This window comes from Levilactobacillus cerevisiae, assembly GCF_003946245.1.
GTDB lineage: Bacteria > Bacillota > Bacilli > Lactobacillales > Lactobacillaceae > Levilactobacillus > Levilactobacillus cerevisiae.
The window spans coordinates 1-24356 of the sequence record NZ_RHNN01000031.1 but is presented as its reverse complement, the minus strand read 5'-3'; the positions used below and the strand labels follow the sequence as shown (position 1 = coordinate 24356).

At 50.8% G+C, this 24356-nt stretch carries 24 protein-coding genes; 20 read left to right on the top strand and 4 right to left on the bottom strand.

All coding sequences use genetic code 11. From position 1 onward, the window contains the following. Nucleotides 1–444: 444 nt before the first annotated feature. Nucleotides 445–4314, top strand: a complete 3870-nt coding sequence (locus EKM99_RS13035; protein WP_125583849.1) for a leucine-rich repeat protein — start codon at nt 445–447, stop codon at nt 4312–4314. Between the two features lie 233 nt (nt 4315–4547). Here the strand turns inward: EKM99_RS13035 and EKM99_RS13030 are convergent, their stop codons facing one another. After that, complete coding sequence (locus EKM99_RS13030) at nt 4548–5288, bottom strand: amino acid ABC transporter ATP-binding protein (protein ID WP_125583848.1); 741 nt, start codon at nt 5286–5288, stop codon at nt 4548–4550. Next, a complete protein-coding gene (locus EKM99_RS13025; protein WP_125583847.1) occupies nt 5281–6756 on the bottom strand; it encodes an ABC transporter substrate-binding protein/permease in 1476 nt (491 codons plus the stop codon). Before EKM99_RS13025 ends, EKM99_RS13030 begins: the two co-directional genes overlap by 8 nt. A gap of 280 nt (nt 6757–7036) precedes the next feature. On the opposite strand from EKM99_RS13025, the gene EKM99_RS13020 reads away from it, so the two are divergent. From EKM99_RS13020 to EKM99_RS12940, 17 genes are all read left to right on the top strand, one after another. Then, the gene (locus tag EKM99_RS13020; RefSeq protein ID WP_125583846.1) at nt 7037–7774 is read left to right on the top strand and encodes a YebC/PmpR family DNA-binding transcriptional regulator; all 738 of its coding nucleotides are present in this window, start codon (nt 7037–7039) and stop codon (nt 7772–7774) included. A 122-nt stretch (nt 7775–7896) separates the two neighbouring features. Beyond that, nucleotides 7897–8862, top strand: coding sequence for a competence type IV pilus ATPase ComGA (gene comGA, locus EKM99_RS13015; RefSeq protein ID WP_125583845.1), 966 nt, complete (start codon nt 7897–7899; stop codon nt 8860–8862). Beyond that, nucleotides 8798–9853 (top strand): type II secretion system F family protein, encoded by a 1056-nt coding sequence (locus EKM99_RS13010; RefSeq protein ID WP_225419871.1) that lies wholly within the window; start codon nt 8798–8800, stop codon nt 9851–9853. The genes comGA and EKM99_RS13010 overlap by 65 nt, the downstream gene beginning before the upstream one ends. Then, nucleotides 9846–10169, top strand: a complete 324-nt coding sequence (locus EKM99_RS13005) for a prepilin-type N-terminal cleavage/methylation domain-containing protein (protein WP_125583844.1) — start codon at nt 9846–9848, stop codon at nt 10167–10169. Before EKM99_RS13010 ends, EKM99_RS13005 begins: the two co-directional genes overlap by 8 nt. Next, a complete protein-coding gene (locus tag EKM99_RS13000) occupies nt 10153–10605 on the top strand; it encodes a type II secretion system protein (RefSeq protein WP_125583843.1) in 453 nt (150 codons plus the stop codon). The genes EKM99_RS13005 and EKM99_RS13000 overlap by 17 nt, the downstream gene beginning before the upstream one ends. Continuing rightward, a complete protein-coding gene (locus EKM99_RS12995) occupies nt 10574–10780 on the top strand; it encodes a hypothetical protein (RefSeq protein ID WP_125583842.1) in 207 nt (68 codons plus the stop codon). Before EKM99_RS13000 ends, EKM99_RS12995 begins: the two co-directional genes overlap by 32 nt. Beyond that, nucleotides 10777–11205, top strand: coding sequence for a prepilin-type N-terminal cleavage/methylation domain-containing protein (locus EKM99_RS12990; RefSeq protein ID WP_125583841.1), 429 nt, complete (start codon nt 10777–10779; stop codon nt 11203–11205). Before EKM99_RS12995 ends, EKM99_RS12990 begins: the two co-directional genes overlap by 4 nt. Beyond that, a complete protein-coding gene (locus EKM99_RS12985) occupies nt 11160–11405 on the top strand; it encodes a hypothetical protein (protein WP_125583840.1) in 246 nt (81 codons plus the stop codon). The genes EKM99_RS12990 and EKM99_RS12985 overlap by 46 nt, the downstream gene beginning before the upstream one ends. Before the next feature lie 88 nt (nt 11406–11493). Then, nucleotides 11494–12516, top strand: a complete 1023-nt coding sequence (locus EKM99_RS12980; RefSeq protein WP_125583839.1) for a class I SAM-dependent methyltransferase — start codon at nt 11494–11496, stop codon at nt 12514–12516. 15 nt (nt 12517–12531) lie between these two features. Further along, a complete protein-coding gene (locus tag EKM99_RS12975) occupies nt 12532–13722 on the top strand; it encodes an acetate/propionate family kinase (RefSeq protein ID WP_125583838.1) in 1191 nt (396 codons plus the stop codon). A 453-nt stretch (nt 13723–14175) separates the two neighbouring features. After that, nucleotides 14176–15591 (top strand): amino acid permease, encoded by a 1416-nt coding sequence (locus tag EKM99_RS12970; RefSeq protein ID WP_125583837.1) that lies wholly within the window; start codon nt 14176–14178, stop codon nt 15589–15591. Nucleotides 15592–16224: 633 nt separating this feature from the next. After that, nucleotides 16225–17073, top strand: coding sequence for an aldo/keto reductase (locus EKM99_RS12965; protein WP_125583863.1), 849 nt, complete (start codon nt 16225–16227; stop codon nt 17071–17073). A 15-nt stretch (nt 17074–17088) separates the two neighbouring features. Then, nucleotides 17089–17697 carry a metallophosphoesterase family protein gene (locus EKM99_RS12960; protein WP_125583836.1) on the top strand — a complete coding sequence of 203 codons (609 nt, stop codon included), beginning with the start codon at nt 17089–17091 and terminating at the stop codon, nt 17695–17697. A gap of 89 nt (nt 17698–17786) precedes the next feature. Beyond that, nucleotides 17787–19169 (top strand): bifunctional metallophosphatase/5'-nucleotidase, encoded by a 1383-nt coding sequence (locus EKM99_RS12955; RefSeq protein ID WP_125583835.1) that lies wholly within the window; start codon nt 17787–17789, stop codon nt 19167–19169. A gap of 11 nt (nt 19170–19180) precedes the next feature. Next, complete coding sequence (locus EKM99_RS12950) at nt 19181–19894, top strand: YutD family protein (protein ID WP_125583834.1); 714 nt, start codon at nt 19181–19183, stop codon at nt 19892–19894. Between the two features lie 12 nt (nt 19895–19906). After that, a complete protein-coding gene (locus EKM99_RS12945; RefSeq protein ID WP_125583833.1) occupies nt 19907–20707 on the top strand; it encodes a TIGR01457 family HAD-type hydrolase in 801 nt (266 codons plus the stop codon). Continuing rightward, nucleotides 20700–21329 (top strand): TIGR01906 family membrane protein, encoded by a 630-nt coding sequence (locus EKM99_RS12940; protein WP_125583832.1) that lies wholly within the window; start codon nt 20700–20702, stop codon nt 21327–21329. Before EKM99_RS12945 ends, EKM99_RS12940 begins: the two co-directional genes overlap by 8 nt. A 166-nt stretch (nt 21330–21495) precedes the next feature. Here the strand turns inward: EKM99_RS12940 and EKM99_RS12935 are convergent, their stop codons facing one another. Both EKM99_RS12935 and EKM99_RS12930 read right to left on the bottom strand, forming a co-directional pair. Then, on the bottom strand, nt 21496–22161 hold the full coding sequence (locus EKM99_RS12935) for a VTT domain-containing protein (protein WP_125583831.1): 666 nt from the start codon (nt 22159–22161) through the stop codon (nt 21496–21498). A gap of 146 nt (nt 22162–22307) precedes the next feature. Beyond that, the gene (locus tag EKM99_RS12930; protein ID WP_125583830.1) at nt 22308–22817 is read right to left on the bottom strand and encodes a phosphatidylglycerophosphatase A family protein; all 510 of its coding nucleotides are present in this window, start codon (nt 22815–22817) and stop codon (nt 22308–22310) included. Nucleotides 22818–22946: 129 nt separating this feature from the next. On the opposite strand from EKM99_RS12930, the gene EKM99_RS12925 reads away from it, so the two are divergent. Together EKM99_RS12925 and EKM99_RS12920 are read left to right on the top strand one after the other, a co-directional pair. Continuing rightward, entirely contained in the window at nt 22947–23540 is a 594-nt protein-coding gene (locus EKM99_RS12925; protein WP_125583829.1) for a peptidylprolyl isomerase, read from the top strand. A 35-nt stretch (nt 23541–23575) separates the two neighbouring features. Then, a complete protein-coding gene (locus tag EKM99_RS12920) occupies nt 23576–23965 on the top strand; it encodes a CvfD/Ygs/GSP13 family RNA-binding post-transcriptional regulator (protein ID WP_125583828.1) in 390 nt (129 codons plus the stop codon). Nucleotides 23966–24356: the final 391 nt, after the last annotated feature.

The following is a 24356-nucleotide window of genomic DNA, read 5'->3' as shown; positions in this document are numbered from 1 at the left end:
GATGAAAAATATTTTTTTGAATTTTAATTTCCACGACAAAAGCTGACATTAAGCGAGTTTAAACTGTTATTTTACCCCCTAACATGCTATAGTAATGCCATATAATAAAGCAAAAGGTAAACACAATGTTCTAAAATAATCGTCCTTTTAAAAATATGGTAATGGGACAGTGGCCGCTTGATGTCTGTCAAGGTGCCACGGGATTAGGTGTTGCACAACATCGTTTAGCACCTGAATATCAGGAAGTGTGTTTAAAGTTGAGGAAGAAATGATTGGCTGTTTCGTAAGGCTTAGAGACTAACTTGGTTCCACTAATGGGATTTAGTTGCACTGACTTATTTGGTGATTAAGATACTAAGTAAGGCATGAAGAAGCCAGTCATTTCGTTGTTGATGGACGGGCTTGGAGGACAAGGGACTCCAATTGTGAGAGGGGTAAGCAACGATGCAAACAAAGCAACATTACAAGATGTATAAGGATGGCAAACACTGGGTATTCGCCGCCATTACGGTTGCCGCTGTTGGGTTAGGCACCATGATGGGACAGGGTGCCGTGGCACATGCGGACACGACAACGGTCAGTGCTGCCGACAGTAGTAGTCAAACGGGAGCGGTTGCCGAGAGCACAACGGCTAAGAGTGTCACACTGACTAGTGGCACGACCACGACTGAGGAGTCTACTGGCAATAGTGATAGCGAAAATGTAAAAGACAACGCTTCCAGTACGCAGGACACCACTGAAAGTAATAGCGGTGAGACGGGGACTGGTGACAGCGATACCAACACCTCTAGCAATAGTAATTCAACCGACACTACTGGGAAGGATACGACGTCAACTGACACGCCAGCGCCATCTACGGATTCTGAGAAGACGACTGAACCGGACAATTCTGGTGAGTCCGCAGGTTCGGAAACCAAGGATTCTACGACACCGGCAGCCGCTACGGCCCCAGTTGCCGAAAACGCTGTAAATGATGCCTCGATTGAGGCGGCACCTGCAGTCACGCCTGATACGGATGCCATAACTGATAGCGTGGACAAACTAGCCGACGATGCGCCAGCTGTGACTGCTGATACGCCAATGACTATCAAGGCGCTGTCAGCGTCTCTGGGTGATTCGGTTACGTTACCAGCCACGGATCAGAGCTACTTTAACTTCACCCCAAATACTGATGGCACAGCGACCTTGGTTAACGTTGCCAAACAGATTACCGATAATACCGTAGTGATTCCGACCACGTATACGGATAGCAACGGTAAAGTTTACCAGGTCACCAGTATTGCGAACTATGCTTTCATGAACAATAACAATTTCACAACCAATGTCAGCAATATTGTGATTGGTGATGGCATCACGTCGATTGGCGACTCTGCTTTTGCCTACTTGAGTAATCTTAAAGTGGTTGATCTGAGTGAAAACCATACCCTGACTGACATTGGGGAGAATGCATTTGTAAGCAGTGGCATCAGTGATTTGGTCTTACCCGCGACCGTGAAAACCATCGGTGACGGTGCCTTTAAATACAATTACAACTTAACGAATGTTGATTTCAGCCAGGCCACTAATTTGGCGTCGATTGGCGCCTTAGCCTTTGCGGGCGACCGTAGCCTGACGACCCTCAACATCCCCACGTTGACCACGATGGGAACCGCAGCCTTCACTGGGGCAACGTCCTTGACCACGGTCACGTTGGGCGATGGCGTTCAGCAGGTGGGTGATTACGCCTTTTCAAATTACCAAGATGGTGACGTAAACTTCGTTGGCGACACAGCGCTCACCTCAGTCACCTTCGGCAATGGCCTGCAAACGATTGGCAACTATGCGTTCACTTATGATGGCGGTATCACGTCGATTAGCTTGCCGGCGAGCTTAACGTCGATCGGCGACTATGCCTTCGGCGCCATGACCAGTAAGGATGCCAGCGGGAACACCACCAGTGGCTTGACCAGCGTCACCTTTGCTCCGGACAGTCAGTTAAAGACCATTGGCAACTCGGCATTTATTTATGACAGTTTCCTCGACAACGTGACGTTGCCAGCGAGCTTACAAACGATCGGCGATCAGGCTTTCCTGGCCAATTCCGCGTTGACCAGTATCAATCTGCCGGCCAGCTTGATTTCAGTCGGTGCCAACGCGTTCACCTATGATGCCAAATTAAGCACACTGGATACCAGTCAGGCAACCGCTTTGACCACGATTAAGAGTGGGGCGTTTGAATATGCCGGCCTGACGGGAACCCTGACGTTACCGGAGAACTTAACTACCATCGGCGACCTCGCCTTTGCGGGCAACCACCTTGACGACTTGGTTGTGAACCCAGCGTTGACCACCATTGGGGCGAGTGCCTTCGCCTATAACGCATTAGGTGGCAACTTGGATTTGACGGCAACTGCGCTCACCAGTATTGGGGCCAATGCTTTCTATGGCAACCAGCTCACGGGCGTCCAAGTGCCGACCACGACCACGATTGGGAAAAATGCTTTTCAGTACAATCGGATTAGTCGGTTAACCGCCGGTGGGGGTAATGCAAGTTTGGCGCTGAACCAGACCGCAACCATTTTCACCAGCAAGAACGATTTAACGTCGATTGACGACCTGTTTACGACCGCCATTGGTAGCGCCGACAACAGCGACTTGGTCTTAACGAAGCTCAGCAACGGCGTTACGTATAGCAATGGTAAATTCACCATTCCAGATAACGTAGATGGGTTCACCTTTAACTGGACGTTGACGGATAGTACCGGTCTCACCTATGCCGGCACTTATCAGGTCGTGCTAAACGATCCGCACATCCAGGTGGTCAACTCAACGGTTTGGTATGGGGAAAGCTGGAATCCAATTGAAAACATTTCTGGCGCAACGATGACGGATGGGACGGTCATTCCGAAGAGCGAGTGGTCTAACTTTGACGTAGCGGTGACCGACACGGATGGTAATCCCGTCAAAGACGCGGCGGGTAATCTGATTACCGCTGCCACCATGACCCAAACGTTGGGCACCTACAACGTGACTTACAGTTACCAGGGCGAGCAGGCAACAGCTGTGATTACCGTGCAAAAGCGGGAGGCCACGTTCCAACTCTCAGGGAGCTCAGAAGTCACTTATAACGGCGCAGCCCCCGTCGTCGACCCCGCAGACTACACGGTGACCTTTAGCAACGGCTTCATCTACACGTTGAAGAGTGGGGACCTGGATGTCGTGGCTAACGCTGGGTCAAGCAACACGGCCAACGTGGGAACCTATACGGTGAAATTGAACGATGCGGCCATCGACCGGGTCTTAGCCGAAACACCAGCTGGCAATGTCTTTGATTGGACGGATGGCGGGACGACAGCAACGGTGACGGTTAATCCAGCCGTGTTGACGGTGACGGTAAAGGATGCTAGCAAGGACGCCGGGGCGCCCGATCCAGGCGTAGTACTGACCACAACGGTGGGTGCGAGCGACACAGCCGTTTCAGACTCGGGCTTGACGGCAGATGATATTACCCGGGTTCCCGGCGAGATTGCTGGGATGTACCAATACCAGTTGAAACCGACGACTAAGGATCTCAGCACGAACTATGTGATCGGCACCACGAATTTAGGCAAATTGACCATCAATTCGGTTGACCCAACGTTGACCGGGAGTGATTACACCATGAACGTCAATGGGACCGCCCCAACGGCCACTGATTTCAAACCGGTGGCCACGGACACTAATGCACAAGCCGTGGCGGTCAGTGACATTACACTAGACCTCGGGGATGCGGATCTCACCAAGGCCGGCGATTATCCAGTGACCTTGACGTACGCTGGCCTGACCAAGATAGTGACCTTGCACGTGGTCACGCCAACAACCGGCGGCGGTGGCGGGACGACCGATCCTGGAAACGGCGGTGACCCAGATGTCACTGACCCGACAGACCCAACCGATCCGGCTACGCCAACTGATCCCGCTGACCCGAATGAGGTGCACAAGGTTATCAGCGACCAGGGCGTCCACAAGGATGGCGTGGGTGCCACGGTGAATGTGCGCGCGAAGAAGAGTGCTCAGTCGACGCTGGGTAGCTACCGGGGCGGCATTGGAGCGACCATTCAAGGCAATTCGGGAACACTCAAGCATGGTGGTGACGGGGCATTGATTACCCCAACCGCTAAAGCCACGAGTGCACAGGCTAAAGTCAACCTAGCCAAGGCTGATCCGGTCACGTCGACGACGGCCAAGGCAACCTTGCCACAGACTAACGAAGCGCCAACTACTTGGTGGGCGGCCTTAGGCATCCTGCTGGGTGGCTTGGGCTTGGCTGGGTTGCGTAAGCGGCGTCATGAATAAGTAAATGTAAGGTGATAAGCGCAAAAAAGAGTCTGGGACAAAAATCCCAGGCTCCTTTTGCATCTCCAATTCTATATTGTTGAAACGTGCGACAGAAGGCAGCTGGCTCCGCTTAAAACTGATAGCCAAATAATCCAAGCCCGGGATTATCCGGCTATCAGCCTTAATGCTCACCAGCTAACCGCCTTTTGTCCCACTCTCTTTTTGGCGTACGCTGTGAAAGTTGAAGTAAGCTACATTAAAATCTTGGACAAGAAGTCTTGGGCCCGTTCAGTTTGCGGGTTGCTGAAGAACGCATCCGGCGTATTGCTTTCCTGAATGAAGCCATCGGCCATGAACCAGACTTGGTCGGCCACGGATTTGGCGAAGCCCATTTCGTGGGTCACCACGACCATGGTCATCCCCTGATTGGCCAGTTCCTGCATAACGTTCAGAACTTCACCAACCATTTCTGGGTCCAGCGCGGAGGTAGGTTCGTCAAACAGCATCACCTTGGGGTCCATCGCCAGTGCACGGGCAATGGCGACCCGTTGTGCTTGACCACCAGACAGGCTGGCAGGGAAGGCATCGGCGTGGTCGTCCAGGTTCACTTGCTGGAGCAGTTCGTGCGCCAGCTTGGTCGCCGCGTCGTCGGCCATGTGCTTGACCTTCATCGGTGCCAGCTTGATATTTTCCAGGACGGACATGTTGGGGAAGAGGTTGAAGCTTTGGAAGACCATCCCCATTTGTTCCCGTAACTCATTGACCCGCTTGGTATCCAGGGTCGTGAGATTCTCACCGGAAAAGTCGACCTCACCTGAAGTTGGTTGTTCCAAGAGGTTCAGGCAGCGAAGAAAGGTGGATTTCCCACTACCGGAAGGGCCGATGATGACGATGACTTGGCCGGGATTGACTTGTTCGGTGATGTCTTTTAAAACGGGGTTCTTGCCAAAGTTCTTGGCCAGGTTTTTAACCTCAATAATTGGTTTAGTCATGCTGCATTCTCCTTTCGAAGTAGTTCAGAATCCGGGACGCCGTAAAGGTCAAAATGAAGTAGAGGACCATGATGACGGCAATTGGCGCAACGCCCCGGTAAGTGTCAGACCGCACAATGTTGCTTTGGAAAATCAGTTCGGAAACCCCAATGATGGAGACGATGGAACTGTCCTTGATCAGGGTGATAAATTCGTTTCCTAATGACGGCCAGATGTTCTTTAAGGCCTGCGGTAAGATGACGTAACGCATGGTGGTGCCACTAGACATCCCCAGACTCCGAGCGGCTTCCGTTCGGCCATTGTCCACGGAGTTGATCCCGCCCCGAATGTATTCGGCAACGTAGGCACCAGAGTTTAGGGAAATCGCGATAATCCCGGAGGTTAACGCGGGCAGGTTGACGATGAGTCCCAGGCCAAAGTAAACGAACATGACTTGGACCATCATGGGTGTGCCCCGAATGAATTCAACGTAGGCGGTTGCCAACCAGCGCAACGCTGTCTTGAAGACGCCACCCTTGGCCATCCGTGCTAGGGATAGGAGCACCCCGAGGATGAACCCAAAGAAGACGGAGCATACGGTGATAATCAAGGTGTACTCGATCCCCGTGAGGAAGGCCTTCCAGTAGTGGAACATGCTGGTGTTAACGGTGTTGGTCTTTAAGTATTTCCCAGCGGCCGGGAGGTATTGCTTGTTGACCAGGTTCTCGCGTTTAATCTGGTCAACGGATTTGTTGGCCTTGTTCACCAGGGCAGTGGACCCCTTGGCAAAGGCAACGGAGGCGCTGGTATCGGAGGCGCTTAAGTTAAAGTTACTGGGAATTGCGGCCAGTTCCTTGTTATTGGCCACGTAAGCTTGAGCGGATGGCTTTTCCATGGCCACCCCTTGAATCTTGTGGCTTTGGAGGGCCAAAATCAGGTCGGACACGGAGGTCATCCCTTTAACGGTCGTGCCACTGGTTTGCTTCTTGGATTCGTTGTACATCGTGGAGCCAGTCTGAGCACCAATCGTCTTGCCAACGAAGGAATCTTTGTCCTTGTAAATGCCCTTGTCACTCTTGTTGATGACGATGCTGTACCCACCTTGATAGTAAGTGTGGCTAAAGTCAACGTTCTTCCGCCGTGCGGGCGTAGGATTCATCCCGGAGATAACCATGTCGACCTTGCCAGTTTGCAGGGCAACGAGGAGGGAGTCAAACGACATCGACTTGACGACTAATTTCACGCCCAGGTCCTTGGCGATTTTCTTTCCCACGGCGACGTCCATGCCGACAACTTGGGACTTGCCGTGAACGGTCGCCTGGAATTCGTAAGGGGGATAATCAGGCGAGGTCCCCATGACCAGCGTGCCCTTCTTTTCAATCTTTGTCAGCGAATTGTCGGTGGCGGCGTTGGCCGTCGTGGTCATGGCGGTGAAGCCGGTGACCAGCGTCAATAGCAGAGCAAAGAATAATACCAATCTCTTCTTCATATAAAAAGCTCCTCAATAAATTTGTTGTTGCCATTGATATTAGCAGGTTTAGTTTATTTATACAACATTTATTTAAAATAATTAGCTTTTATGCATAATCTATTCTTTTGAAAAACCATGAAAAGCCTAGTGTAACGGTAAAACGTCGATATTCGTATACATTTTATGGTGCATAGATAAATAGTGAGCTTGCCAATTGAACGAATTGGGAGTAAGTGCTAACATGTATAGTGTCTGTTTTATACGGATATCTAAAAAATTTTAGAAAAGAGGAGTTACGATGTCAGGACATTCTAAATGGCATAACATCCAGGGCCGGAAAAATGCTCAGGATGCAAAACGTGGAAAAATCTTCCAAAAAATCTCACGTGATTTGTACCAAGCTGCAAAAGCAGGTGGTCCTGATCCCGACGGTAACCCTCAACTTCGTTTGGAAATGGACAAGGCGCGGGCAGCTAACATGCCTAAAGACAACATCAAGCGGGCTTTAGATAAAGCTTCAGGTCTTGGTGGCGCCAAGTTCGAAGAAATCACCTACGAAGGCTACGGTCCAGCCGGGACAGCAATCATGGTTGCTGCCTTAACGGATAACAAGAACCGGACGGCAGCAGCTGTTCGTTCTGCCTTCACGCACCATGGTGGTGCACTGGGTGCAGCGGGGTCCGTTTCTTACATGTTTGATCGTAAGGGTTACATTGTTATCTTACGTGATGGTTTGGATACGGATGAAGACACGATGTTGATGGATGCTTTAGACGCCGGGGCGGACGACATGGAAACCACGGATGATGAATTCAAGATCTACACAGATTCTTCAAGCGAGATTGGTGCGCGTGATGCCTTACAAGCTAAGGGTTACAAGCTCGATACCGCTGAAGTGCGGATGTTCCCTCAAAATACAACCGAAGTACCAGAAGCTAAGGCTCCACAATACCAAGGTTTGATTGAAGAATTGGAAGACAATGACGACGTTTCTGATATTTATGAAGCAGCGGTTTTGCCTGAAAATGTTGAATAAATCTTATGAGAAATGACTTTCACTTCGGTGGAGGTTATTTTTTTTGCCCTTTTTTTGAAAATAAAAAAACAATTGGCCATTCATTACGGAGTTAACTTTAACGGACTCGGAGGTGACCCAGTGTGATTGAAGAATTGATCAAGAAATTAGTAACGTTGGCAGTGCGGCAACATGTGAGTGATATTTACGTTTTACCCCATGAGACGGGGTATCAGATTCGGTTACGGCAGGCGACAACGATGACGGTTTGGCAGACGGTTACTGAGCTGATTGGCCGTCAGTTGATTACCTACTTTAAGTTTCACGCGGATATGGCCGTTAGTGAACGGCGACGACCCCAAGTTGGGGCGATGACTTGGCCGGGCGAGGTTCCGGTGGAGTTGCGGTTTTCGACGGTGGGGGACTACGCGAATCAGGAGTCCTTGGTGATTCGGTTGATCTACCCTTATGCGGCGACCGCTAGCGCCTACTTGGTTCCTGGACAACGGCAGCAGTTACTAGACTTGGCCCAGCAACGGGGATTGATTTTGTTTGCCGGTCCCACCGGTGCGGGCAAGACGACGACCATGTATACCACGGCTAGTCGGCTCGATGACACAACGGTGGTGTTGACGGTAGAAGATCCGGTGAAAATCAAAGAACCGCGCTTCATTCAGTTGCAGGTAAATGAGGCGGCAGGGATGTCGTACGACGCGTTGATCAAGGTGGGGCTGCGCCATCGACCGGACGCCTTTATCATTGGCGAAATTCGGGATCGACAGACCGCCCAGGCGGCCGTGCGGGCAGCATTGAGTGGCCATTTGGTCCTGAGCACGGTCCACGCCCAGACGGCAGCGGGGACCGTCAGTCGTTTGGCCGACCTGGGTATCCCGGCCGCGCAACTCCGGCAAGTGTTGACGGCGGCCTGTTATCAGCGGTTGATTCCTAGAAAAGGGGTAGGACCCGCTGTGCTACTCGATATTTTAACGGAGCAGGCAATCTGGCACGCACCCCTGACAACCACGGAAAGGTGGCGAACGACCCTTGAAGAATCAGTGGCAAGCAACACAATCACGTTGGCGACGGCGAATCAGTTTCGGGTCGGCTAAGTGGTCATTGACCACGCAGGCCCGATTCTGCCAGCTGCTGGCGGATCAATTGGCAAGTGGCTTTTCACTCAAGCAGGCGGTGACCTTTATGCGGACGGTCGGGGGCGACTTTCCGGATAGCCTCCAAGACATTGAGCGGGAGCTGTTAGCTGGCGCAGAGTTGGTGCCCCTGTTAGCGCCATACCTGCAACCAAACGTGTACTTTCAACTGCAATTGACCACGACGTACGGCGCGTTGGCCCCGGCACTTAAGGAGGCGGCGGAGTTGTTGCGGTTAATGGCCACCCAGCGCCAAAAACTGCGTCAACTGATGGCGTATCCGTTGGGCCTCTTCGTGAGTATGGCAGGCTTGTTTGTGACACTGCAGGTTGGCATCTTGCCGCAGCTGCAGCAAGACTTGGCGCCAGCGACGACAGTGGGAGTGAATTGGACCCACTATCTGTGGTTTGGTGGCGTGGCACTGGCAGTAGGGGGCCTCGTGGCCGGCTGGCGATGGTGGGCGCGGCAACCCAGCCTACAACTGGCGAGTCTGTATTTGCGGGTGCCCTACGTGGGGCGGATTTGTCAGGCCTATTACGCGTACTATCTGACAGCGAACCTGAGCCAACTGGTCCAAAGCGGCTTGAGTGTGAAACAGATGATGGGAGTTCTCCAGCAGTTGCCTGAACGGGCCTTGTTGCACCAGCTTGCCAGGAAATTGGAACAACAGTTGGCAGCTGGCCAGTCGCCAGTCGGCTGGCTTCGCGGGCAACAGTTCATTCCCAGACAATTGCTGATTTTTCTTCAAAAGGGGAGTACGAATCGGCAACTGGCCCGTGAGTTGCGCGCCTTTAGTACGCTGCAGTATCGTGATTTGGTTCGGCGGACGGAACGGGGGCTGGCGCTGGTTCAACCTATCTTGTTGGGGGTAGTGGCCCTGCTGATTGTGGGTGCTTATTTGAGCCTGCTCTTACCAATGTATCAGAACTTACAGGGGGTCTACAATGACTAACGTGCGCCGAGGATTTACCTTAGTAGAAATGACAATTGTACTGTTCATTATTTCACTCTTGATTCTGATCATCTTGCCCAATCTGAACACCCAGCGACAACGGGCCAGTAAGATTCACGGTAATGCCATGACGACGGTTGTGCAGGGCCAAGTGACCGCCTATTTAGACGACCATCCCCTGAAGGATGATCAACAGCCGCACGTCACGTTTGCCGAGCTTAAAGCGGGTCATTACTTAACTGCCCAACAAGTGGCCCGTGCACAGCAGGAGCAGATTATCATCAAGGGGGATCAAGCGCTTGCTAAGGAAAAGTAGCGGTTTTACCTTAGTTGAGACCCTGTTGGTGTTAACCATTGTTTCCGGTTTGGCTGTGCTGGTCACGTTTCAGGGGCAACGGCACCAAAGTCAACTCGCTGAGCAGGCATTCTGGCCATCGTGGCAACGGATGTGGACCGCCGGCCGTCAACAGGCGATACGCCGCCAGGAGATGGTCAGCATTAAGATAGAGCCAGACCGACACGTCGTACGGATGCAAACGGTCAAGGGGCATCAGCCGTTGGGGCATCTGAAAATTCCACAAACCTTGCAGTGGCGTCAAGGTGGTTCTGGCTGGGTGATTTATCCCTCTGGTGCGGCCACGGCGTTATGGATTGAATGGCACAGTACGGCCAGCCATCACTGGTTCTATCAAACATTTCAATTGGGAGGAGCGATTTTCTATGTGGAAGCCACGAAAACGCGGCACCCGTAACGGCTGGGTCTTGCCTGATGCTTTGTTGGCACTGGCAATCGTGTGTTTGGCGGTGACATTGACTCAGGATTTTCTCCAAACGAGTCAGCGCTTGGAACAACAACGACAGGCCAAGCTGACTGCCGTGCGCCGGCAACATGACCGTGCATTGCTGGCCTGGGTTGCGGCGCAATGAAGCGGCGAGCTGGTTTCACTTTAATTGAAACGGTGGTAGCGTTGGTAATCGCGGCGGGGATGTTTCTTTTGGTGACGGGGACTGAACGCACCTTTTTGCGACCCATCCGCCGTGACCCGGTTGCCTGGTATCAGTTGGTCCAGCTCCTGGAACAGTCCGGACGCTACCGCGTGACCGCCGCAGTTGACGATGTGTTGTTGATTTATGACCAACAGGAGCTGAAGACATTGCGACTATCCGTTGATCGTAAGCAGACCTTAAAACTGACTAACACTCAGGGGCAAGGTTATTATCCGCTCTTGCGGAGCGTGACAGCGATTCACTGGCGGGAGGTCAAATCGGGTGTGGTAGCGTTAAAAATCAAACGGGAGGGTTTACCATGGCAAGAAACATTGGTCGATTTACGCGGCATCAAGGATTCCTGACGCTCTGGGCACTGTTCTTCTTGGCTAGTGTCAGCTTGCTTTTGAGTGTGGTGAGCGTTGGCTTAACGGCGCGGCGAGAGACAACGAACCAGTTGACCCGTGATTACGCGCAGACTACCCGAGTGATTGAGCGCCAAACGAAGCGGCATGTGAAAAAGCGACCAGCACAGCGGCAGGAAAAGCCCGCGAAACAGGATTAGCCCGAAAGATTGCTTGAATAACCGCTTAAAAATCGGTAGTATAGATAGCGGATACACGTGTCACGGATTTTTCACAAGGAGGCGAAGCGTGCTGTCACAAGAACAGACTGAAGCGCTCTTTAAGGTGCTTGATGAATCAACAACGACCTTACAAGCAGCACTAAGCACATCTTATTTAGATGCGTTCGTTGAGACCGGGGATAACCTGCTCAACGGACAAGTTCAGGTTGAAGACGGCCGTCCTAAAGAGGAGACTGTTGCGCAACTGAACGACTTGTACCAGCAGGTGGATTGGCAAAGTTTTGATGCAGAAACGGTTAGACGAGCAGTCCAGTTGGTGATGCTCAAGGCAATTCGCATTGATGAAATCCAAGCCAATCATCAGTTAACGCCCGATACGATTGCCTACATCATGGGCTATCTGGTTACGCGGTTGGAGAAGGGCAAGACGCACCTGTCTTTGCTAGATCTGACGGTAGGAACGGGCAACTTGTTAACTGCAGTGATTTCACAGCTTAAAGCCGTGGTTGCTGGTAAAATTGATGCGTACGGGGTGGACAACGATGACACGATGTTGGCCATTGCTCAAACTTCTAGTGACCTACAAAGGGTGCCGGTGGAATTGATTCACCAGGATGCCCTGGAACGGTTATTAGTACCAGCTAGCGATCTGATTGTTGCGGACTTACCAATTGGGTATTACCCAGTCGATGACAACGCGGTTAATTTTAAGACGGCAGCCACGAGCGGGCACACCTACGTGCACCATTTATTGCTGGAACAAGCCATTAATCAGTTAACACCAGGTGGTATCGGCGTCTTTCTGGTACCTTCACAACTCTTTCAGAGTGAACAGGCACAAAACTTACTGAAATGGTTACCGAATAATGCCTATCTGCAGGGATTATTAAATTTACCTGCAGAACTGTTTGCAAATGCTAGCGCACAAAAGGCAATTCTGATTCTCCAGAAGCCAGGTGCGGGAGCCAAGCAAGTCGAACAAGTGATGTTGGGTGAATTTCCATCATTTAAGAATCAATCAGCGTTCCAAAAGTTTGTTGCGGAAATCGTCCAATGGGAAGAACAATACCTTTTGACGGATCGCACATAAAAGGAGAAATACCACATGGGAAAATCATTAGCAATCAACGCCGGCAGTTCAACTTTAAAATTTAAATTATTTGAGATGCCAGCAGAATCAGTCATCGCCGAAGGGGCCATTGACCGGATTGGCTTGGGCAACTCTTTGGTTGAAATCAAGTATGGTGACGGCCAAAAGTACGAAACGCATGAGGACGTTAACGACCATAGCGCGGCTATTCAATTAATGCTGGACCAATTGACCGAGTTGAAGATTATCACGGACTTCAACGAAATCACTGGTATTGGTCACCGGGTCGTTGCTGGGGGCCAAGATTTCAAGGACTCCGCTGTGATTGACGATGATGTTTTACAAAAAATCAAAGACTTGTCCGAATACGCCCCATTACACAACCCAGCCGCTGCTTTAGGGATTGAAGCTTTCAAGAAAATCTTACCTAACGTGCTGAGTGTGGCTGTTTTTGATACCTCTTTCCACACCTCCATGCCCCAAGAAAACTACATGTACGCCATTCCTTACGAGTACTATGAAAAGTATGGTGCGCGGAAGTATGGTGCCCACGGGACGAGTCACCGTTACGTGGCCGGCCGCGCCGCAGCCATGCTTGGCAAGCCGTTGAAGGACTTAAAGTTGATCACGATGCACTTGGGTGCTGGTGGGTCAATCACTGCTATCAAGGATGGCAAGTCCTTCGATACATCCATGGGCTTCACGCCATTGGCTGGGATTGAAATGGCAACGCGTTCTGGGGACATCGATGCCTCCTTAGTTGCTTACTTGATGGAAAAACTTAACATTGACAAGCCAAACGACATGATCAACATCTTGAACAAGAAGTCTGGGTTGATTGGTGTGTCTGGTGTTTCCGCTGATATGCGTGACCTGGAAAAGGTTCAAGCTAAGAACCCCCGGGCTAAGTTGGCACGGGACATGTTCATCGACCGGATTGTCCGTTACGTGGGTGCTTACCTGGCTGAATTGGGCGGCGCTGACGCAATTGTCTTCACTGCCGGTGTTGGTGAAAATGACATCACGATTCGTCAAGAAGTTGCTGACAAGTTAGCTTACTTTGGCATTGGTGTCGACCCAGAAAAGAACAACATTCGTGGGGTTGAACGTGACTTGAGTAAGGACGGTTCAAAGATCAAGACGCTCTTGATCCCAACTGATGAAGAATTAATGATCGTTCGGGACATTGAACGCTTACGGAAATAAAGAGAAGAGTGAGCCAACAGGCGTTTAGCTGACGAGCATTAACGGTGCTAACCGAATAATCCTGGTCTTGGATTGTTTGGTTAGCAGTGTTAAGCGGAATCAGCTGCCTGTTGGGGCACGTTTCAGCAATGTTAATTCGGGGTGTAGCTTTTGTCGCAGCCTCAGAATAGTTCCACCACACGTCATTGTGTTGGTAGGACTATTTTTTTTGCAGAAAAGTTGGGGATGCTAGCGGAAACGGGTGTGGCGAAACTACTGAGTGCGTGTCAGCAGCGGTCGCCAACACCAGCTCGCAACTATAGTTGAATTTTTTTCATGTAAATAATATTAAAGTGATTCAAAACGGTTTGCACCGGGCCTGCAATGCTTTTTAATTTACCGAACCAACCATTGCTGGTACTAGCTTTGACCCCCTGGACGTGTATAATGAATTTCAACAAAGGGGCGATTAAGATGAAAAAAAGTCAAGTGAATGAGGATCAAGAATTTTCACGCGGCCTTCAGAGTCGCCACGTTCAACTGATTGCGCTTGGGGGTACAATCGGAACGGGGCTGTTCTTGGGGGCCGGCCAATCAATTCACCTAGCGGGACCATCGATCGTGTTGGCCTACCTGGTAACTGGAATCATGTGTTTTCTACTCATGCGTGCATTGGGAGAATTACTGCTCTCGGATTTAAATGCGCATTCCTACATCGATTTTATTCAGAAATACCTGGGTGACAATATGAGCTTCGTCGCCGGCTGGACCTACTGGGTCTGCTGGATTACGATTGCCATGGCTGAAATCACGGCTGCCGGGCAATACATGCAGTTCTGGTTCCCACAATTACCACAGTGGGTCACCGGACTCGTCTTGCTGGGCATCCTGTTGACGCTGAACTCTGTCACGGTCAGTGCCTTTGGCGAAACGGAATTCTGGTTTGCCATTATCAAAATTGTGGCAATTATCGCGTTGATCTTAGCCGGCGCCTACATGGTGGCTGTTCATTACCCAACACCCGCCGGTCACGCCAGCGTCACTAATTTAGTCTCTGGTGGATTCTTTGCCCATGGTGCTAAGGGCTTCTTCCTGTCTTTCCAAATGGTGCTGTTCAGCTTCGTTGGGATTGAAATGGTGGGGATGACCGCTTCCGAAACGGCTAACCCGAAGAAAGTGTTGCCTAAAGCGATTAACGAAATTCCGTTACGAATTATCCTGTTCTACCTGGGGTCACTCTTAGCCTTAATGGCTATCTACCCGTGGCAAGCCGTTTCACCAACCAGCAGTCCCTTCGTCCAAGTTTTCAAAAATGTTGGGATTCAGTCGGCAGCGGCCGTCATCAATTTCGTAGTTCTGACCGCGGCGGCTTCAGCTTGCAACAGCTCGCTGTTTACGACGGGGCGGATGCTCTTCTCCCTAACTTACCGGGGTAAAGGCAAGTTTGCCAAGCGCATGGGCGTTCTTTCCCACGCACAGGTACCGGTACGCGCACTGCGTTTTTCAACAGTGGTCATTGCCGTATCGGTGTTCCTTAACTTTTTGATTCCGGGTCACGTCTTCGCGTTTGTTTCCAGTGTGGCCACGACCTGCTTCCTGTTCATCTGGGGGGCCATCGTCGTTGCCCACATCAAATTCAAGCGCCAGCAGCTCGCAGCGGGGGTGACGACTGGCTTCAAGATGCCATTCTTTCCGTGGAGCGATTACTTTATCCTGGCGTTCCTTGCCATGGTGGGCATCGTCCTCTTGTTCCGGGTCGACACACTGATTGCCTTGATCGGCTCAATCTTCTGGCTAGCAGCATTGAGTGTTGGTAAGTATCTGAAGGATCGGCGAACGGCCAGTAATTCGGTTGTCGCTGATTCTGATGACTCTAAGTTGGATGAGTAATTTTAAAGCGTGTGCCGGCAGGCGAATAGCTGACGGGCATTAAGGCCGAAAGTTCCAAGGAACCTAAAACGGCCCAGCTAACACCGTCGACACAGCTGCCTCCATCTCTGTCCTCTTCCGGTTATGACTGTTCTTCAACATGACATTGAGGTGGCCATCGCCGGACTGAAACCGTTCGTCTACCGTAATTAGATACAATTTATGTAGGCGTGAGTGAGCCAAATTTAGGCTCAGCCGTGGGATTTTCCATGTGACTTTCTTGGAAAATGGCGACTTTGAAACGCGGTTCGTGCGGTTCAAAGCGAGCTGGCAGACCGATTCTCAGGCTGTCGGCGTCCTACCCACAGCGTTCCGGCCTAAATCTGGCGAACGGTAAGCCGGCAGGTTTAGACCGTGTTGCCAATATCTGGCAAACATTTCAGCAATATAATTTTAGAGAGAAAAACGCGTCCAGGATGATAGCCATCCCCGACGCGTTTTTGCGTTGAAAAGAGTTTGTCATTTGGCACGCTAGACCCAGCGAAGACTGGCCGAAAGTGCTAGGATAAAGGTAATATATCGAGCGTGAAGTTGGCTGTGGGGAACCAATTGGCAGCAAACGACTCGCACGAAATGAGAGGGGTGCATGTCATGATGAAACAAGTCATAATTGCAGGTAAAATGGTTCCAGCGATTGGCATTGGAACCTGGCACATGGGTGATCAACCTGCACAACGGGCAATGGAGATTGCGGCCATTCGCGCTGGGATTACAGCCGGTGCCCGCGTGATTGATACGGCCGAAATGTATGGTTCTGGCCGCGCCGAGGATCTGGTGGGCGAAGCTTTGACCACCGTTGAGCGACAGTCACTCTATTTGATTTCTAAGGTGTTACCAGAAAATGCCTCTAAACAGCGGATGGAAGCCAGCTTAGACGCCAGTTTAAAGCGGTTGCGGACAGATTATCTGGACCTATACCTGTACCATTGGCGCGGCAAGATTCCCTTGGCCGAAACCGTGGTTGAGCTCCAACGCCTACAACAGACGGGGAAAATTCGTGCCTGGGGTGTGTCCAACTTTGATATTGCTGATCTACAAGAACTTTGGCAACTACCAGGCGGAGATCAGGCCGTGGTCAATGAAGATCTGTATCATTTAGGCAGTCGTGGTTTGGAATATTCGGTATTGCCTTGGCAAAGAGCACACAAATTACCGCTGATTGCTTATTCACCCGTGGCGCAGGGTGATGCTTGGGGCCACCATTTGACAACCAATGCTATCGTTAAGGCAATCGCTGAGCAGCATCAGGTCTCAATTTATCAGATTTTGTTAGCTTGGGTCATTCGCCACGACCAAGTCCTGGCCATTCCTCAAACGAGTTCAGCCGTTCACATGGCACAGAACATTGCGGCGGCTGATATCACGTTAACGTCCACCGAATTGGCGCAATTGGATCAGGCATTTCCAGCACCAACCACGAAACAACCATTAGACGTCTTATAAAGGGGAGCATGACTCATGGAATTCTTTACATCAGATACCCATTTTTTTCACGCAGATTTGTTAGGGGAAAATGATTTTGCCCCACGGCCATTTGCCAACGTAGAAGAAATGAACCAGACCATTATTGACAATTGGAATGCCCGTGTGGCGCCGACGGATACCGTCTATCACCTGGGCGACATTGCTCTGTACTTCACCAAGCCAGCGGTCAAGTCAGATGAGGCCGTTTGCGCGGTTTTGTCGCAATTGAATGGTCACTTAGAATTAATTAAGGGTAACCACGATAGTCGAGCCCTGTTCAAATATTTAGCTGCCCACAATCCCATTGAAAACGGTCAGCCGAAATTTACCTTTCACGATGTCGGCGTACTCATCAAGTACGACCACCGCCAGTACTATATGACCCATTACCCAATGATGTTGGGCATCGTCAATCAAATTGTGAATCTGCACGGCCACATTCATCACTATGCCGTTCCGGTCAAGGAAAATATCAACGTGGGGGTCGATACGCCAGAAACCCGGTACCTCATGGAACAGGTACCGTTTGGTACGCCATTTTCAACCAGTGAAATCGAAGAAATGGTTGCGGGCAAGGCACAGGAGTTTCGGGAGAAACAGTAGCGCGGCAATACGCATGAGTCAGCCGCTCGCTTGACCGCGCCTCCTCGATGCCGTACGATTAGACTCAGCATTAAGAGGAGACTGAAAAAATGGAACGGATTACCATTTTGCATACGAATGACCTGCACTCGCACTTCGAGAATTGGCCACGGATTCGGCGTTATTTGACGACCACCCGGCAGCAGGCCGAACAAGCAGGAGACACCGTTTATACGTTTGACTTGGGGGACCATATCGACCGGGTGCACCCCGTCAGTGAGGCAACGGTTGGTCAAAAAAACATTGAATTAATGAATCAAATCGGTTACGATGCCGCGACGATTGGCAACAACGAGGGGCTGGGTTTCATGCGGCCGCAATTAGATCACTTGTATGACCACGCGAACTTTCCCGTGATTCTAGGGAATATTCTCACTGGGGACACGCACGAGCAGCCGAGCTGGGCAATTGATCACAAGATTTTTACCACCGCAGCTGGCACGCGCGTATTGGTGCTGGGCTTAACGGCACCGTACCATTTGACCTATCCGTTAGCGGGATGGTGGCCGATTGCCGTGAATCCGGCGCTCACACAACTGTTGCATACCTATGCCGGGCAGTTTGATGTGTGTGTCCTGCTCTCCCATCTGGGATTGGATGTCGACCGGCAAATTGCCAAGCGTTTTCCCGAGGTGACCGTCATTATTGGCAGCCACACGCACCACTTGCTGGTGCACGGTGAGCAGGACAACCACAGTCTGTTAGCTGCGGCTGGCAAATGGGGGCGCTACGTGGGCCGGATTACGCTGGACCTGGACGAGAAGCATCAGGTGCAACGGGCACAGGCAGGGGTGGTTGAGACGGCCAAATTGCCAGAGAAACCGGCGGACGCTGCCGAAATTGGCCAGCTGGCCGACTTGGGCAAGGCAATCCTGTCCGAACAGCGGGTGGCCAATCTACCGGTAGCGATGGAAGCCGATCCCGTCGGTCAGCCCCGCTTGGTCCGTGAAGGTCTGCATGCCGTGGCGGAATATGCCGGGACACAAGCTGCCATTTTAAATGCTGGCTTGTTTCTGCACGACTTACCACGGGGTGTGGTTAATCAAAACCAACTACACGAACTGTTACCGCACAATATCCACGTCATGACGATTACGCTGAGTGGCTACGATTTGTGGCGGTTAATTCAAGAATTCGAATTGGCTCGGTTATTTTTACGGTATTTTCCGCAAAAAGGTATGGGGTTTCGTGGTAAAATCTTTGGTGAGATCAATTACTTGGGAATCGCCTACGATGCCGTGACGCACGAGGTCACTTGGCGAGGCGAACCTTTGTCACCCACGAAGCAGTATACGATTGCGGGATTGGATCACTATTTGTTCATCCCGTTTTTCCCAACGATCTCCATCGTGGGACAGAACAAGATTTTATACAAAGACTTATTACGGGAAGTGTTCGCCCAGTATCTGGGTAAGCACTACCCGTTATCTTAAAAACAGAGAGGATGACGACGGTGGATCGCAAAGATTTAGAGGCACTCGTTGCCGAACAAAAAGAAAACCGGGAGCCAGCCGCCGAAGTAGTCCGGGTGGATGAGAGCCACATCTCAATCAATGGCCATCCCTATGAAGTTGTGGCAGATGTCCGGGAGGGTTTTGACTTCACGGAGTTTGCCCAGCGCTTCAGTACAATTTTGAGTAAATTTGACTACATTGTGGGTGACTGGGGGTTCGAACAACTCCGGTTAAAGGGGTTCTACGCTGAGGACCGTGCAGGCGCCAAGCAGAACCAAATTGACGCCGTGCAGGACTACCTTTACGAGTCCTGTAACTTTGGGTGTGCGTACTTCATTCTGCACAACCTAGATGTTAAATCCGCACCGAAGCCCCGTCGACCCCGCCGCCGTCGTAATCCGCGGTCAACGACGAGCCAAGCTAAACCGGCAACGGAAAGCGCGGGTAATCAGGCTAGTGCACAGTCGAAAACTACAGAAAAGGCGCCAACCAACAAACAATCTGAGAGTCATTCTAATAACACGAATGGTACGAACACGGCCCATCGCCGCCGGTCACGCAGACGGCATCGGAATACCTCGCACCCGTACACTGAGGAACGGCGCCCAGTCGCTAAGTCAACAGGAAATGAGCAGAAGACGGTGACAGTTGCTTCTGGTGGTCAGGGACGCCGGCATTTTACCATTCGTAAAAAAGAAGATTAGGGAGAGTTGGTAGTGAAAAAGTATCAGGCTTATTTGATCGACCTTGATGGGACAATTTATGCGGGCAGCAAGCGCTACCCCAAGGCCCGGGTATTCGTCGAGCGATTACAGGCGGCGCACATGCCCTTTAAATTTGTGACTAATAATACCACTAAGCTACCGGTGGACGTGGTAGCGAACCTGGCTGATAATCATGATATTCATGTCACGACGGCCAACGTCTATACGGCGGGGTTAGCAACGGCTGACTTTTTGGCGCAACGGGCTGACGAACGGAATCAGGAGCCACGAACGGTTTACGTCGTCGGTGAAATCGGCTTGGCACAGGCCCTGGCGGCTAAGGGGTTCACGGTAGACGAAGTGCACCCGACCTATGTCGTCGTGGGTTTGGATAGCGACGTGACCTATGAAAAATTTGCCAAGGCAATTTTAGCAATCCGTAGTGGCTCCACCTTCATTGGCACGAACTCGGATTCCAATATCCCTAAGGCACGTGGTCTGATGCCGGGTGCTGGGGCGTTGGTCGACCTCGTCCGCTATGCGACACAGACGGCCCCCATTTTCGTGGGCAAGCCGGAACCCATTCTCTTACAGAACTCGTTAGCGCAAATGGGGGTGGCGCCAGAACACGCTTTGATGATTGGGGACAACTATCAGACGGATATTTTGGCGGGCATCCATGCGGGGGTTGATACCTTGTTGACTTACACGGGCGTATCCACGCCAGAACAGGTCGCAACGGCAGCCGTGCAACCGACCTATACGGTTCCTGATTTAGCCCATTGGGATTTGGAGGCGGGGCCGCTTGACTAGGCTAGCACGTTGGGGTGGCTTGACCGCACTGTTTTTGGCGTTAATTACGCTGAGTATTTTTTTGACGATCAATGCCGTGTGGCTGTATCGTTTGGATATTCACTGGCTAGACATTAGTCAGACCGTTCAGATGGCGCCTCACAAAATTATGCATAATTACTATCAAATGTTAGGCTACTTGGAGTTACCGTGGGTGACGGATTTAAAAATGAGCAATTTTCCCACGTCCTATACGGGGATGATTCATTTCCATGACGTGAAAAATCTGTTTCTCCTGAACAACGTGGTGCTACTCGTGAGTCTGACGCCGGCGGGACTTTATCTCCGCGGACTGCACCGGCGATCGGAACAGTGGCGTCTCTTACGCCCGACGCAAATCGCGGCGGGCGTGCCGTTGGTGCTGGGCGCCATGTTGGCCGTGAACTTTAACGGCTTTTTCATTGCCTTCCATGAAGTTTTATTCCGCAATAACGACTGGATTTTTGATCCGGATTTAGACCCGATTATTAACGCGCTACCGGACACGTTCTTTCTGCACTGTTTCATCATGGCCTTCGTACTCTTTGAGGCCGGTCTGGGATGGTTGTACTGGCGAGGACGCGTGGCTATTAAAAACGCGTAGGTTAAATGAATAGAGACTAAGAAGGCGTTTGGGGGGAATTCCAGACGTCTTTTTGCGTTTCAGAGTCGTACTGCGAGAGAAGAAGGCAACTGATGCTACTTAACATAAGACACTAAAAAACCGATGACGGCGTAGGCTGTCATCGGCTATTTCAATGTGCTATTTTCTAGTCGTCTTCTGGGAGGCTACTCGGGGTTGACGGGTGGCGCCCCTTAAGCCAACCAACGATGGCTGGGATCAAGGAAATAACGATAATCCCCAGCACCACGGCTGAGAAATGGGCTTTGACGAAGGGGATGTTCCCGAAGAAATAACCTCCGCCACAGCAGATGAAGACCCACGTCATGGCCGCGCTGACGTTGTATTTCAGAAAACGACGGTACGGGAACTGTGAACCTGCCGCAGTGAAGGGTACAAACGTCCGAATGATCGGCATGAAGCGGCCGAGAAAGATGGCCAGCGGTCCGTGCTTGCGGAAAAACTTCTCTGATTGGGCGAGCTTATCCTTATTGATCAAGCGGCCGAACCAGGAATGACTGGAGAGGGCCGCACCGGCCTTTCCCCCCAGGTAGAAGTTCAGGGAGTCGCCAGCAATCGCAGCTAATAAGAATAGCGCGACGAAGAACCAGATGTTGAGCCCGTATACCGGGTTGGCAGCCAGGGCGGCCGCAGCGAAGAGTAATGAATCACCGGGGAGAAATGGCAGAATCACCGCACCGGTTTCGACAAAAACGATGGCAAACAGAATGAAGTAGGTGGATCCCCCAAACGTATTGACGATATTCACCAAGTGATCATCAATGTGTAGCACAAAATCAATTAGATATCCCATTAAGGTGCTCCTTATGCTAGTCTGAAATTTGTTATGCCTACATTGTAGCTGGGTTTGACCCCACTGTCAGCAGAGTCGGCCAACCTTAATGAAATTATGATATTTGGTTAAGGTGACATAACTAACGGGGTAAGCTAGTCGGGCTGTTACTTAAATGGCGTGTCTTGTTCGCCCGCGTCGTCGTGGGCTAGGCGCGCAGCAGCTGCGGCCGCGATTGCGCCGACCAAGTCGTCAAGGAACGTGTGAATGATGCCAGGTTCGTGCGCGTTGAGTTTGGCAAGAATGCCGGGTTTGACGCGATCGATATACCCGTAATTGGTGAAGCCGATGGAACCGTAGATATCAACAATTGAGAGGGCCATGGTCTCATCCACACCGTACAGGCCTTCGTCACGTTCGACGATAGTTTGCAGCGGCTCGAGGAGGGCGTGGTGCTCAGCTGCGATGTCTAATTGAATGCCGGTAAGGATGGCATTTTGGACTTCACGTTTGCTGAGAACGGTTTGCACACTACTGAGAGCCTCGGCAGTCGTTAAGCCAGCGATGTAGTCTTTTTGTAAAAAGATGACCAGGCTAGCGATGTCGTCGAGTTGAACGCCGCGTTCGTTTAACAGATCAATCGTGCGTTGCTTTAATGCTGTGGTTGGTTTCGTCATTTGGATCGTCTCCTAATTTGAAATGAAATGTGTTCTTAGTATAACACCATGGCTGCTAGTTGCATTTTTGTCGGTTGGCGGTGATAATAGAAAGGCAGATAGTGTTTTGAAAAGATATGGAGGATAATTATGACAAAGTTTCCGCAAATTGATTTGGCTAACGCCAGGGGTCCACAAGTAACGATTGAAACGTCCATGGGGACCATTCAGCTGCAACTCTTCCCCGAACAAGCACCAAAGACAGTTGAAAACTTTGTGACCCATGCCAAGGCCGGCTACTATGATGGCTTGACGTTCCACCGGGTCATTCCCAACTTTATGATTCAAGGTGGCGATCCAACCGGTACTGGGATGGGTGGCGAAAGTATCTGGGGTCAACCGTTTGAAGATGAATTTTCACAAGAACTGTATAACCTTCGTGGGGCCGTTTCAATGGCTAACGCGGGTCCGAATACCAATGGTAGCCAGTTCTTCGTCGTTCAGGACAAGGACATGACGGACCAAATGCAGAGCCAGATGGCTGATGCGGGCTTCCCAGCAGAAATTGTCGATGCCTATAAAGACGGTGGGACACCGTGGTTAGATTTCCGCCACACGGTCTTCGGCCAAGTGATTGCGGGGATGGATGTCGTTGACGCCATTGCCAAGGTCAAGACGGATGCCAGCGACCAACCGGCAACGCCAGTCACGATGGACAAGGTTACCGTTAAAGACGCTGAGTAATTGTGTGTCATTTCTATAGTAGGGAGGTCAGGCCTATGCCGTTTCAAATTGGTCAGCGGGTGACGGGGCACATTACAGGAATCCAGCCGTACGGTGCGTTTGTGAGTTTGGGCGGTCATCGTCAGGGCTTGATCCACATTTCTGAGTGTCATTGTGGTTACGTCCAAGATATCCATGACTACCTCAAGGTTAATCAGGAGGTTAACGTGGTGATTCTGGACATCGATGAGTTTACGGGAAAGATCAGTCTTTCTTTACGGTGTTTGGAACACGTTGCCTACAGTCCGGAACCATTGGAACATCAACATCGCCATTACTGGACCAATCACCGAATCAATAATGGGTTTCAGCCCATCGCTGACCGGCTAGAGGGTTGGAAAAGTGAGGCGCTACAACGACTTGATCAAGAGAAAGCTTCCTCGTAAGAGGGGCTTTTTATTTTATTTGGAATAAATACTTGACCTAATGAAAGATGATTGGTAAGATATTACCTGTTGCTGATTTGAGACGAGGAATGCATAAATAACAGATTGCTGAATAGTTAATCATAATTTGAAATTTGTGCTTGACGTGTTAAATCGTAACTGATAGAATGATTTATGTTGTCAGAAAGACGTATCGTAAATTTCTTCAGTAAAATGAATGTTGAATAAATATTCAAAAAGTTGAAAAAAGATGTTGACACGTTTTAACCGACATGATATACTTTAAAAGTTGTCACGGAGCATTTGCTTCTCTAATAACTTGGTAGACCTTTGAAAACTGAACATTGTTTCGACAAACCAAATATGTGTAGGGCGGTTTGATACTTGGTAT